Source organism: Methylobacterium indicum, assembly GCF_001043895.1.
GTDB lineage: Bacteria > Pseudomonadota > Alphaproteobacteria > Rhizobiales > Beijerinckiaceae > Methylobacterium > Methylobacterium indicum.
Genome location: NZ_JTHF01000376.1, coordinates 1 through 10,454, shown reverse-complemented (window position 1 = coordinate 10,454; position 10,454 = coordinate 1). Strand labels below are relative to the sequence as shown.

At 71.5% G+C, this 10,454-nt stretch carries 14 protein-coding genes and 1 pseudogene; 6 read left to right on the top strand and 9 right to left on the bottom strand.

Annotated features, from left to right (window positions below; genetic code table 11):
- Positions 1 to 668 (bottom strand): MltA domain-containing protein (locus tag QR78_RS30320; protein ID WP_425284307.1); only part of this gene is annotated, 668 nt, incomplete at its 3' end.
- A gap of 272 nt (positions 669 to 940) precedes the next feature.
- Positions 941 to 1,663: a Tim44/TimA family putative adaptor protein gene (locus QR78_RS30315; protein ID WP_179945859.1), complete on the bottom strand. Its 723-nt coding sequence runs from the start codon at positions 1,661 to 1,663 to the stop codon at positions 941 to 943.
- Between the two features lie 455 nt (positions 1,664 to 2,118).
- On the opposite strand from QR78_RS30315, the gene secB reads away from it, so the two are divergent.
- Positions 2,119 to 2,616, top strand: a complete 498-nt coding sequence (gene secB / locus QR78_RS30310) for a protein-export chaperone SecB (protein WP_048431347.1) — start codon at positions 2,119 to 2,121, stop codon at positions 2,614 to 2,616.
- A 117-nt stretch (positions 2,617 to 2,733) separates the two neighbouring features.
- Here the strand turns inward: secB and QR78_RS30305 are convergent, their stop codons facing one another.
- Positions 2,734 to 3,348: a LysE family translocator gene (locus QR78_RS30305; RefSeq protein ID WP_048431346.1), complete on the bottom strand. Its 615-nt coding sequence runs from the start codon at positions 3,346 to 3,348 to the stop codon at positions 2,734 to 2,736.
- A 252-nt stretch (positions 3,349 to 3,600) separates the two neighbouring features.
- On the opposite strand from QR78_RS30305, the gene QR78_RS30300 reads away from it, so the two are divergent.
- Together QR78_RS30300 and QR78_RS30295 are read left to right on the top strand one after the other, a co-directional pair.
- The gene (locus QR78_RS30300) at positions 3,601 to 4,014 is read left to right on the top strand and encodes an EVE domain-containing protein (protein WP_048431345.1); all 414 of its coding nucleotides are present in this window, start codon (positions 3,601 to 3,603) and stop codon (positions 4,012 to 4,014) included.
- A 24-nt stretch (positions 4,015 to 4,038) separates the two neighbouring features.
- Positions 4,039 to 4,431: a hypothetical protein gene (locus QR78_RS30295; protein WP_125901313.1), complete on the top strand. Its 393-nt coding sequence runs from the start codon at positions 4,039 to 4,041 to the stop codon at positions 4,429 to 4,431.
- Positions 4,432 to 4,468: 37 nt separating this feature from the next.
- Here the strand turns inward: QR78_RS30295 and QR78_RS30290 are convergent, their stop codons facing one another.
- Positions 4,469 to 4,843, bottom strand: a complete 375-nt coding sequence (locus QR78_RS30290) for a PRC-barrel domain-containing protein (protein WP_048431348.1) — start codon at positions 4,841 to 4,843, stop codon at positions 4,469 to 4,471.
- A gap of 190 nt (positions 4,844 to 5,033) precedes the next feature.
- On the opposite strand from QR78_RS30290, the gene mepA reads away from it, so the two are divergent.
- On the top strand, positions 5,034 to 5,954 hold the full coding sequence (gene mepA, locus QR78_RS30285) for a penicillin-insensitive murein endopeptidase (RefSeq protein WP_048431343.1): 921 nt from the start codon (positions 5,034 to 5,036) through the stop codon (positions 5,952 to 5,954).
- A 62-nt stretch (positions 5,955 to 6,016) separates the two neighbouring features.
- On the opposite strand, the gene msrA is transcribed toward mepA, so the two are convergent.
- Both msrA and QR78_RS30275 read right to left on the bottom strand, forming a co-directional pair.
- On the bottom strand, positions 6,017 to 6,676 hold the full coding sequence (msrA, locus tag QR78_RS30280) for a peptide-methionine (S)-S-oxide reductase MsrA (RefSeq protein WP_048431342.1): 660 nt from the start codon (positions 6,674 to 6,676) through the stop codon (positions 6,017 to 6,019).
- A 211-nt stretch (positions 6,677 to 6,887) separates the two neighbouring features.
- Positions 6,888 to 7,163, bottom strand: coding sequence for a hypothetical protein (locus tag QR78_RS30275; protein WP_048431341.1), 276 nt, complete (start codon positions 7,161 to 7,163; stop codon positions 6,888 to 6,890).
- Positions 7,164 to 7,677: 514 nt separating this feature from the next.
- On the opposite strand from QR78_RS30275, the gene QR78_RS30270 reads away from it, so the two are divergent.
- Positions 7,678 to 8,742: a PAS domain-containing protein gene (locus QR78_RS30270; protein WP_048431340.1), complete on the top strand. Its 1,065-nt coding sequence runs from the start codon at positions 7,678 to 7,680 to the stop codon at positions 8,740 to 8,742.
- Between the two features lie 3 nt (positions 8,743 to 8,745).
- Here the strand turns inward: QR78_RS30270 and QR78_RS30265 are convergent, their stop codons facing one another.
- The 3 genes from QR78_RS30265 to QR78_RS30255 are packed head-to-tail and all read right to left on the bottom strand — an operon-like array spanning position 8,746 to position 10,350.
- Positions 8,746 to 9,225, bottom strand: a complete 480-nt coding sequence (locus QR78_RS30265; protein WP_048431339.1) for a DUF3237 domain-containing protein — start codon at positions 9,223 to 9,225, stop codon at positions 8,746 to 8,748.
- Positions 9,222 to 10,157 carry an ABC transporter substrate-binding protein gene (locus QR78_RS30260; RefSeq protein ID WP_048431338.1) on the bottom strand — a complete coding sequence of 312 codons (936 nt, stop codon included), beginning with the start codon at positions 10,155 to 10,157 and terminating at the stop codon, positions 9,222 to 9,224. Before QR78_RS30260 ends, QR78_RS30265 begins: the two co-directional genes overlap by 4 nt.
- A gap of 10 nt (positions 10,158 to 10,167) precedes the next feature.
- Positions 10,168 to 10,350 carry a 3-keto-5-aminohexanoate cleavage protein gene (locus QR78_RS30255; RefSeq protein ID WP_048431337.1) on the bottom strand — a complete coding sequence of 61 codons (183 nt, stop codon included), beginning with the start codon at positions 10,348 to 10,350 and terminating at the stop codon, positions 10,168 to 10,170.
- Here QR78_RS30255 and QR78_RS33445 point away from each other — a divergent pair.
- Positions 10,327 to 10,454 (top strand): annotated as a pseudogene (locus QR78_RS33445) (3-keto-5-aminohexanoate cleavage protein); the annotation flags it as partial. The gene QR78_RS30255 and the pseudogene QR78_RS33445 sit on opposite strands and share 24 nt — an antisense overlap.

The window sequence follows — 10,454 nt, the reverse complement described above, 5'->3', positions numbered from 1 at the left end:
TCGGCCCCCGCACCCGCCCGCAGCCAGAGCAGCGGGCGGGTGCGGGGGCCGAGCGCTCCGTCCTCGATCGCCGCCCGGTCGGGATAGGGGCGGAACGCCTCGCCGTCGCGGCGCGCCGCGCGCAGGGACGGGTCCAGGCCCGGCCGGGTCTCGCCCGGTTCGAGGGAGACGAGGTCGTCGGGGCGCGCCAGCGCCGGCACGGTGAAGTCCGGCGTCGGCACCGGGGAGCCGACGAGTTCGGGCTCGAAATAGCCGGTGAGGAAGCCGGCCTGACGCTCGGCCGGGTTCTCGCGGGCCGGCCGCAGCACCCGGTAGGCGGCAAAATTCTGGAGGAAGAAGCCCTTCGCACCCTCAGGCGGCACGGTCGCGGCGGCAGCGCAGGCCACGGCCAGATCCTGCGACGGTGCCTTCGGCGCGGCTTCGGCGAGGACAGGGGCGGCGGGCTGCGCACAGGTCGCCCGGAAGGTCGCGAGGGCGGCCGCGAGATCGTCTCCGGCGAAACCCGGGAGCGCGTCGAGGGCGACGGGTTCGAGCACGGCCTCACCGACCCGCAGCAATGCCGCATCGGCGCGGGCGCCGGAGAGTCCGGCCAGGGAGCCGGCGATCATGCCGGCGAGGAGGAGGGCGGAGGAGGGCGATCCGGTGCGGGGACGTCGGCCCGAGGACATCCTGCAAGGGGTCCTGCTGCCAGGGATCCTGCGAGGGCGACGTCCGAGGCGGGCACCGGAGGAACGGGGAAGGCCGACGGCCGGCGGCATGATGGCGGGCTCCGGCCCCGAGACGGTGGGGTGTGCGGGAATGCTGAGGTCCGATCGCGCGACGCGATGTCCGCCCGATTTTCGCCGATGCCCGGCGGAGGATCAAGCCGCTCGCCCGGCATGATCCCGGGGCCCGGCGCCCGCAGCGCCTCGATGGCGGCGGGAGCCGGGCGGGGCAGTGCCTACTGCCCGGCCTCGGTGGCGACGAGCTGCCAGTTGGGATCGCGGCTTCCCAGCGTCCGGGCGAAGGTCCAGACGTCGGTCACGTCCACCACCTTGTCGGGGCTGCCGTCGACCACCTGGCCCTGCGGCCCGCGGGTCGCGGTGATCAGCTTCGAGAGGTAGCGCACGGTGACCTGGGCGACGCGGTTGCGCACGTCGACCCCGACGATCTCCGCCCGGTCGATCGACACGAAGGTGGTCTCGACGGTCTGGCCGGCGCGCTCGCGGCCTTGGATCGCCCGCTCGAACCCGTCGGCAACCTCGCGGGAGAGCAGGGTCTTGAGGGTCTTGCGGTCGCCCTTGGCAAAGGCGGTGACGATGGTCTCGTAGGCGACCTTCGCGCCGTCGGCGAAGCCGCGGGGATCGAAGCCGGGCTCCTGCTGGAGGATCTGGTCGAGGCCGCGGGCGGCGGGCGAGTTCGGCTCGACCACGCCCTTCCAGTTGCGCGGCACCGCCGTCGCCACCGGGGCGGCCGCAGCGCGCTCGGGGCCGGCTCCCGGCAGCCGCACGACGTTGTCGCCGTCGCGCGAGGCGGCCGGCGGCGGCTCCTCGCGTCGGGCGAGCGGGTTGAAGGGCGGCCGCTCGCTCCCGGTCTTCTGTCCGAGAACGGACCGGAGCTTCCAGATCACGAAGACCGCGAGCCCGAGGAAGATGAGGGTCGTAAGGTCGAGAGAATCCTGCATCATCGATCCGTTCATCGGTCCGTTCTTGGCGGCTTCGCGCGGAGCACCCCGACCGCCCCGGCACAGCGTACGACATCTCCAGCGCGTCGACGGCTTTGGCACCGGGCCCGGGGCGTGGCAAGAATCTTGGCAAAAACCTTCGCCAGAACCTCGGCCAGCCCCGGACCGGCGCCGCCCGACGGGCCATTCACCAGGATATGGGGCCGGGGGCCCGCCGTATCCAGGCACCGTCCACGGAGATGGCCCACGCCCGGGCCCGTCCCCGTGCAAGTGCCGCATCCCGTCGTCGAGTCGAAGGCGTCGTCGGGTCAGGGGTTCGGGGAGGGCGATCGGCGGCTCTGCTTGTTCACGCGGTGCGGGCATGATAGCCGCAACCCCGCCGTCGCGCGCGCCGATTTGCGCGCCAGCGTGCGACGGCCCGTCGTTACGTCCAGCCCTCGAAGGAACTCTCCGCCATGGCCGATTCCCCGCTCCCGAACGGCAACGGTGGCGCCGCGGCGCAGCCCGACGACCTCACCCCGACCCTGAACGCGCTCGCCCAGTACGCCAAGGACCTCTCCTTCGAGAACCCGAACGCGCCGCGCTCGCTGCAGCCGCAGCAGCAGGGCCCGCAGATCAACATCCAGGTCAACGTCAACGCCAAGCAGCTCGCCGAGGAGGATTTCGAGGTCGACCTGCGCCTCGAGGGCGACGCCAAGATCGGCGCCGAGGTGCTGTTCGCGTTCGAGCTGACCTATTCGGGCATCTTCCGCCTGCGCAACATTCCGCAGGACCAGATGCATCCGGCCGTCATGATCGAGTGCCCGCGGCTGCTGTTCCCGTTCGCCCGCCAGATCATCGCCGACGCGGTGCGCAACGGCGGCTTCCCGCCGCTCTACATCGATCCGATCGACTTCGTCGGCCTCTACCGCCAGAAGGCTGCCGAGGCCCAGGCCCAGGGCGGGATCGCGTAAGGTCGACACCGCGTCGGATTGTCGAACTCGCGCGGCGCGGGCCTGGACGATCACCATCGTCCGGATCCGCGCCCGTTTCATTTCGAGACGAAAACGTTTCACGGGAAACGCCGCTCGCTACTCGGCGAGGACGGGGACGAGGGACGCGACCAGCAATCCCGCCATCGCGAGATTGAACAGCCGCATCGCTCGGCGCGACCGCAGCACCCGGGCGGTGCCGACGCCGACGAGCGTCCACAGGGCGACGCACGGGACGGCGACGAGCCCGAAGACGAGGGCCAGCAGCAGCGTCGCCGCCGGTGACGCCCCTTGCCCCTCCGCCGTGTAGGTGGCGAGCGCCCCGGCGGCGATGATCCAGGCCTTCGGGTTGACCCACTGGAACAACGCCGCCTGCAGGAAGCCGAGGGGGCGCCCGGGCGCGCCGGGCTTCGCGGCCGCGACCGCAGGATCAGGCTCGGCGGCGGCGATTTTCCAGGCAAGCCAGAGCAGGTAGGCGGCCCCCACCCATTTGAGCACGGCGTGGACCCGCGGATCGGTGAGCAGCGGCAGGCCGGCGGTGCCGAGAACGATCAGCATCACCGGAAAGCCCGCCGCGATGCCGAGCATGTGCGGCACAGTGCGGGCGAAGCCGTAGGTCGCCCCAGAGGCCACCACCATGGTGTTGTTGGGCCCCGGCGTCGCCGACATCGCGACCGCGAACGCACTCGCCGAGAGCAGCCAAGTCCAATCCATCGTCGTCCCCCGCCCGTACCTCGCGGCGCCAGCGGGATCCTACAGGTCTCTGTCGTGCCGGTCGCCGTGTCGACGACGGAGCGCGTGCGGTTTTCACGGTCTGACCGGTGCCCGTTCGACCGTGAACCGATCGAACCCTGGGGCAGGCGACCGCAGGACCACGGGAGCCGTTCCCCCTGGACTCACGCCCCCGGATCGGGCGATGGGAGGCGCGCGCAGCGCGAGCGGCTGCGAGCGTGGAAAGACGACGGGATGGCGTACTGGCTCTACAAGTCCGAGCCCTCGGTCTGGTCGTGGGACGACCAGGTCGCCGCGGGCGAGGCCGGGACCTACTGGAACGGGGTGCGCAACCACGTCGCCCGCAAGAACCTGGAGGCGATGCGCCTCGGCGAGCAAGGTTTCTTCTATCACTCGAACGAGGGCAAGGCGGTGGTCGGCATCGTCGAGGTGATCCGCACCTACTATCCCGACCACACCGACGAGACCGGCCGCTTCGGCATGGTGGATCTCAAGGCGGTGGTCGCCCTGCCCCGGCCCGTCACCCTGGATGCGATCAAAGCCGAGCCCGCCTTGCGGGAGATGGTGCTCGTGAACAACTCGCGCCTCTCGGTCCAGCCGGTGAGCGAGGCGGAATGGGCGCTGGTGCGCCGCATGGGCGGCCTATGAATGGGGGCCGGTGAGGGGCGGCGCGTGAAACGCGTCCTCGCCGCGCCCGGCTTGACGCTTGGCCTGACGCTCGGCGTCGCACTCGGCCTCGTCGCCGGGCCGGCGGCGGCGCAGAAGAAGCCCCCGATCCGGGGCGCACCCGAGAAGGCGGCCGTACCCGCCAAGGTCTTGGCCTGCGGCTCGCTCGCCAACCTGCGCATCCTGATGGCGGAGACGGGGAGCGATCAGACGGCGATCAAGGCACGGCTGGCCGATCCCAAGGCCGACCATCTCGGCTGCGCCCGGTTCGGCCCGGATCGGATCGAGGGCAATGCCGAGCGGGTGGTGATCGGCGGCACCGCCTATGACTGCCTGAGGGTCAAGGAGTCGAGCCTGTGCCGCTGGGCGCTGTCCGGCGTGCCGGCGGAAGCGCCGTGAGGCGCGTCCGCCGGCAACGGGCCCAGACCTTTCCGTGTCAGACGCTCCAGTACGGCGTCGCCTTGAAGTACTGGTGGACGTGCTCCTCCCAACCGCGATCGAAGGAGGGGTCGTTGCCCTCCGCCGAGGCCGGGGGCGCGGCGCGCAGCTGCTCCTCGGTGAGATCGAGGATGTAGGCATCCATCTCGGGTGCGAAGCGCAGCGTCGACCACGGGATGGTGTAGTAGCCCTCGCCGATGCCGAGGAAGCCGCCGAAGCTCATCACGGCGTAGACCACCTTGCCGGAGGCCTTCTCGATCATCAGCCGCTCGATGCGGCCGATGCTGTCGCCGTTGGGGCGGCGCACCGCGGTGCCCTCGACGCGGTCGCTGGCGATGAGGGCGCTGGTCTCGTTCGTGGTCAGGCTGCCCATGTCGGAACGGTCGCCGATCGTCGGCGCGACAGTGGTCATCGGAATGCCTCCGGGTCAGGTTTCCCTTGCTCCTGCAACGCTGCCGCGCCGGGCCTGTTCCGGCCGGACACGCTGCGGCGAATGGCGGAACGCGAGGCGGTTTCCCTGACGCGAGCAGGGCGCTAGCTTGGGCGCCATGAGCTTGGGATCCATGCCGATTCGCCGCACCGCCGTCCTGACGGTCCTCCTCGCGCTCGCCGGTCCCGCCTTCGCGCAGGACCGGGGCACCCTCCATCCGAAGCCGCTGCCGCCGCTCGCCAATCCGGACGATCCGTCGACGCCCGCCAAGGCCCTGTTCGGCCGCGCGACGACGCCGGCCGCCCTGCCGCCGCAAGCGATCGGCGGTTACGCGCGGGGCTGCGTGGCCGGCGCCGAGGCGCTGCCGATCGACGGCGACACCTGGCAGGTGATGCGGCTGTCCCGGAACCGGAACTGGGGCCACCCGCGCCTCGTCGCGTTCCTGGAAAAGATCGCCGCCGAGGCACCGCGCAAGGCGGGCTGGCCCGGTCTCCTCGTCGGGGACATGTCCCAGCCCCGGGGCGGTCCGATGCTGACGGGCCACGCCTCGCACCAGCTCGGCCTCGACGCCGATATCTGGCTGACCCCGATGCCGGACCGGCGCCTGACCCGCGCCGAGCGCGAGGAGATGTCGGCCACCAACGTGGTGCGGCCCGACCGGCGCGACATCGACCCGGCCGTGTGGCGGCCCGAGCACCTGCGGCTGATCAAGATGGTGTCGCGCGAGCCCGAGGTGGCGCGGATCTTCGTCAATCCGGCGATCAAGCTGGCGCTGTGCCGCGAGGCCGGTTCGGACCGGAGCTGGCTCACCAAGGTCCGGCCGATCTACGGCCACAACTACCATTTCCACATCCGGCTCGACTGTCCGGCGGGCGAATCCGCCTGCCACGACCAGGATCCGCCGCCCTCCGGCGACGGCTGCGGCCCCGAGCTCGCCTACTGGTTCTCGGACGCGATCCTGAATCCCAAGCCGCGCCCGCCCGGCAAGCCGCGCCCGCCGATGACGCTGGCGGGCTTGCCGGACGCCTGCCGCACGGTGCTGAAGGCGCGCTGACACCGAGGCGGGACCGGTGGAAGGCCGGTCCCGCTCTCCGGAATCCGCTTCGCGGCGTCCGGCTACTCGGCCGCGACGCCGATGCCGACCGGGCAGGACACCCCGGTGCCGCCCAGGCCGCAATAGCCGCCCGGGTTCTTCGCCAGGTACTGCTGGTGGTACTCCTCGGCGAAGTAGAACGGGCCGCCGTCGCGGATCTCCGTGGTGATCGGGCCGAAACCCCGGGCCTTGAGGGCGGCGGCGTAGGCGTCGCGGGACGCCTCGGCCTCGGCGAGGCGCGCCGGATCCGACAGGTAGATGCCGGAGCGGTACTGCGTGCCGACATCGTTGCCCTGGCGCATGCCCTGGGTCGGGTCGTGGCTCTCCCAGAAGGTCTTGAGCAGGGTGCCGAACGGCATCGCGGCGGGGTCGTAGGCGACGAGCACGACCTCGTTGTGCCCGGTCATCCCGGAGCACACCTCCTCGTAGGTCGGGTTCGGCGTGGTGCCGGCGGCGTATCCCACCGCCGTGACGAAGACGCCGTCGCCGAGCTGCCAGAATTTGCGCTCCGCGCCCCAGAAGCAGCCGAGACCGAACACGACGGTCTCGACCCCGGCCGGATAGGGGCCCTTCAGCGGACGGCCGTTGACGAAGTGACGCTCGGCCGTCGGCAGGGGGGTCGGCCGGCCCGGCAGGGTCTGGTCGGGGGCCGGCATCTCGGCACGCTTGCGAAAGAACAGCATCGGGTCGCTCCGGTTACGGAACGGGGCCTCGCGGCCCCGGAGGCGTCAGCGCCTCGTCACGCGCCGGATGTGGGATGCCGGGTGCGGTTCCTGAAGAGCGATGCTTGCGCGCAGGGCGGGATGTCTTGACCGGGAACCGTTCAGGACGGAGACGGCACGACAGGAATGGGAGGTGGGCCGCACCAACGGGACGCGGCGGCCGACGGCGCGATCAGCGCAGGACCGGCGCGTCCGTTCCAGCCAGGGTCTGGGCAACGGCGCCCTCTTGCGTCGCGGCGACGCGGGCCGGCGCATCGGGACCGAAGGCGGTGCTGGGATCGAAGAAGGCGCCGCGCGCGGTGATCAGCCCGGCCGCCAGGACCCAGAAGAGAACCGCGCCGACGATGCGCCGAGTCCGGCGGCGACGGGGTGCTGCGGTGCCGGCCGTATCCGACCCGGGTCGAAGGTCCAGGCGCTCGCCGAACGGATCGAAGATGGCAGGACGCATGGTAAAACCCGGCGTGGATGGAAGGCTGCCTGGATGGCAACCGCACCGCAGTAGATAGGTCAGCGAGAGCCCTCCCAGCAATAGACACGGTTTTCCATTTTCATGAACAGAAGAGAATATGTTTGTTGTCAAAACCTGCTTGGAGAGAAGTTTTATCTTCGTTCCAACGCGGGCGTTCGTTGGGCTGCTGCGTCGTGACGCAGCCGCTACCTCTCGCGGGATCGGGGCGATCCGGCGCACCCTCGTGTCGCAAGGGGGCGGCGGCCATCCGCAACGGCCATGCGGACGGCACGGTTGCCCCAGCGCTAATCAATAGCGTACAATCGAATGCGGACGTTGCGGATCGGTCCGGTCCGCGATGCGGCACAGCCGTCTTTCTGGGAATATCGACCTTGAAGAGCGAGATCTGGACGCTTGGCAGAGCCGTCGGCGACCATCCGCAGCCTTCGTCCGTCGCGAGGCGGCACCGTCCTGAGACGACCGGCGGCGGACGGGCGCGGGCCGGCGACGCACCATGACCGCGTCGATGGACGGGATCGTCCGGCAGGCGGATCCGACCTCCCAGGACTTCATGCACCTGATCGAGGCGTTCGGCCTCACCGGCGCGTGGCGCTGGGATTTCGGCACCGGCCGCCAGGTCTGGTCGTCCGGACTCTACCGCCTGCTCGGGCTGCCGGAGAGCGAGACGGCGAGCTACGAGCGGTTGCTCCGCCTGGTCCATCCCGCCGACCGCGACGTGCTGGAGGATGCCGCCCAGATCGTCCAGACCGGGATCTGCGGCAGCCACACGGTGCGGCTGATCCGGCCGGACGGGACGTCGCGCACCGTGGTGAGCCGCGGCGAGGTGTTCTTCGACGCCGAGGGCCGGCCCGTGGCGGTGACCGGCGTGCTGCTCGACGTGACCGACCGCGAGCGCCTGGCCGAGCTGCACCGGCTGGAGCAGCAGCGCCGGGCGAGCCTGGCGCAGCAGGCGCAGGTCTTCATCTACACCGAGGCCAGCCTGCCGCCGACCGGGTACGGCCCCGACTTCCTGGCGCTCGTCGGCCTCGGTCGCGAGGACGTGCGGGCGAACTGGCTCAGCCCGATCGTGCCGGAGGAATGGCCGCGCTGGGGCGAGGAGCTGCCCCGCCTCGCCGCGGCCGGGCGGCCGTTCAGCATCGAGCCGACCCTGCGCCTCGCCGCGGGCGGGCGGGCGCCGTTCCGCATGACGATGGTGCCCCTGCGCGACGAGGCGGCGGACCAGATGAGCTGGACCGTCGTGATCACCCCGCGCGAGGGCGAGACGGCGGCCCCCTGCGGGTCGCTGCCGCGCCAGGTCGAGCAGGCGATCGAGGGCTGTCACCTGCGGGCGGCCCGCGGCTTCCTCGACTGGACCCTCAGCGACCTCGCGCGGGCGAGCGGCCTGTCGCTCTCCACCGTCCGGCGCCTCGAGGAAGAGACCGAGGGACCGACCTCGCGCTCGCGTCCCCACGTCCTCGCGGCCCTGCGCAAGGCGGGCATCGTGTTCACGCTGGTCGAGGGCGGGACGGTGGCCGTGGCCCTCTCCGGCGAAGCCGAGACGCCGCCGGTCGGCCCTTGAGGGTCACGCGACCCGGTAGACGCTCAGGGCGACGTGGTCGGGCGCCCGCGCCCCGGTCGCGAGGAACAAGCTCGTTTGCATCCAGGCGAGGCGAGGCGCCGCGGTCTCGAACCGGGGAGCGGAGCGGAAGTAGATCAGCGCGGGATCGACCGGCTCGCCCCGACGCAGGCGCTCCAGCGCCTCGGGCGGCCCGAAGCGCAGGCCGGTATTCTCGACGTAGATCCGCGCGCCGTCCTCGGCCTCGACGACGTAGCGGGCATGGAGCTGCGTGAGACCGTCGGCCGCGATGGTCTGGTAATCGGCTCCACCGGGCAGGACCCGTCCGGCGAGGCCCGGGCCCGTGACGGTGCCGCCCGTGATGGCGATGACCCGCCGGCTGCCGGCCGTGGTCTCGCCGACCTCGACCGGCACCGCGACCAGGATGCGGGCGTCGAAGACATGCTCCAGGGCGGGGGCGGGGATCGTCGTCACGGCCTGGATCATGGCTTGCCCTTCACCAGCGGGCAGTCGCTCTGGTCGAGCGGCCGGAACGCCTCGTCGCCCGGCAGCGTCGCCACCCGCTGCATCACGTCCCATTCCCCCGTCGATTCCTCCGGCCGCTTGACCCGGAACAGCGAGACCTCGCGGATCACCCGCCCGTCCGGCCGCAGGCGCCCGCCATGGGTCATGACGTCCTCGATCGGCAACTCGGAGGCCTGCTTGACCGCGTTGATCGCGTCGCCGCCGACGTTGAAGAGCGCGATCACCCCGGCGCCGGAGGCCTGCGCCTGCAGGATCTGCGACGACAGATCGGGCGAGAGCAGGGGGTGGAAGACCTGGCCCACCACCTTGCCGCCGCCGCCCGTGACCACCGGCGTCACGTCGGCGACGAAGGACTTTCCGAGCGTGATGTCGGCGACGACATAAAACCAAGTCTTTTCGCCCGATTCCACCAGGGGCTTGGCGATGGCGCGGGACAGCGCATGGGTGTCGATGACCCAGAGCGCGCCGTTGGGCGAGCACTGCGCCCCGGTGATCACCGTCGAGCCCGAGCCGGTGATGAGGGCGATCCGGCCCTTCTCCGTCGCCAGCGCCTGGACGCCGAGCGCCACCGCCGAATTGCCGAGGTCGGTGATCATGTCGACCCCCTCGACGTCGTACCAGCGCCGCGCCAGCGTGCTCGCCACGTCCGGCTTGCTCTGGTGGTCGGCCGACACGATCTCGATCGGCTTTCCCAGCACGGTCGCGCCGAAATCCTCGACCGCGAGGCGTGCGGCGGTGACGCTGCCGGTGCCGTAATTGCCGGACATCGCGGTCGACATGTCGGCGAGCACGCCGATCTTGACGCGATCGCCGGAGACGGCGCCCTCCGCCCGCACCGGCGCGGGGGCGAAGGCGATCAGGCCCGCCAGCAGGGCGGAGCGGAGGGCGCGCATCGATGCCTCCTCAGACGGCCTTGAGGCCGAGGATGTCGCGCGCCTCGGCCGGGCTCGCCGGCTCGTGATTCAGTTCCTTGACGATCCGCACCGTGCGGGCGACGAGCTGCTCGTTGGTCGCGAGCTGGCCCCGGGAGTAGTAGTTGTTGTCCTCCAGCCCGACCCGGACGTGGCCGCCACCGCGGGCGGCCACGTCCGGGTCGGGCTCGAGGACAACCTGTACCTGTCGCGCGGGACCCTCGCCCCGAGCAACGCGGCCCTGGTCGAGAAGGCGGTGAGCCTGCTCGCCCACCTCGA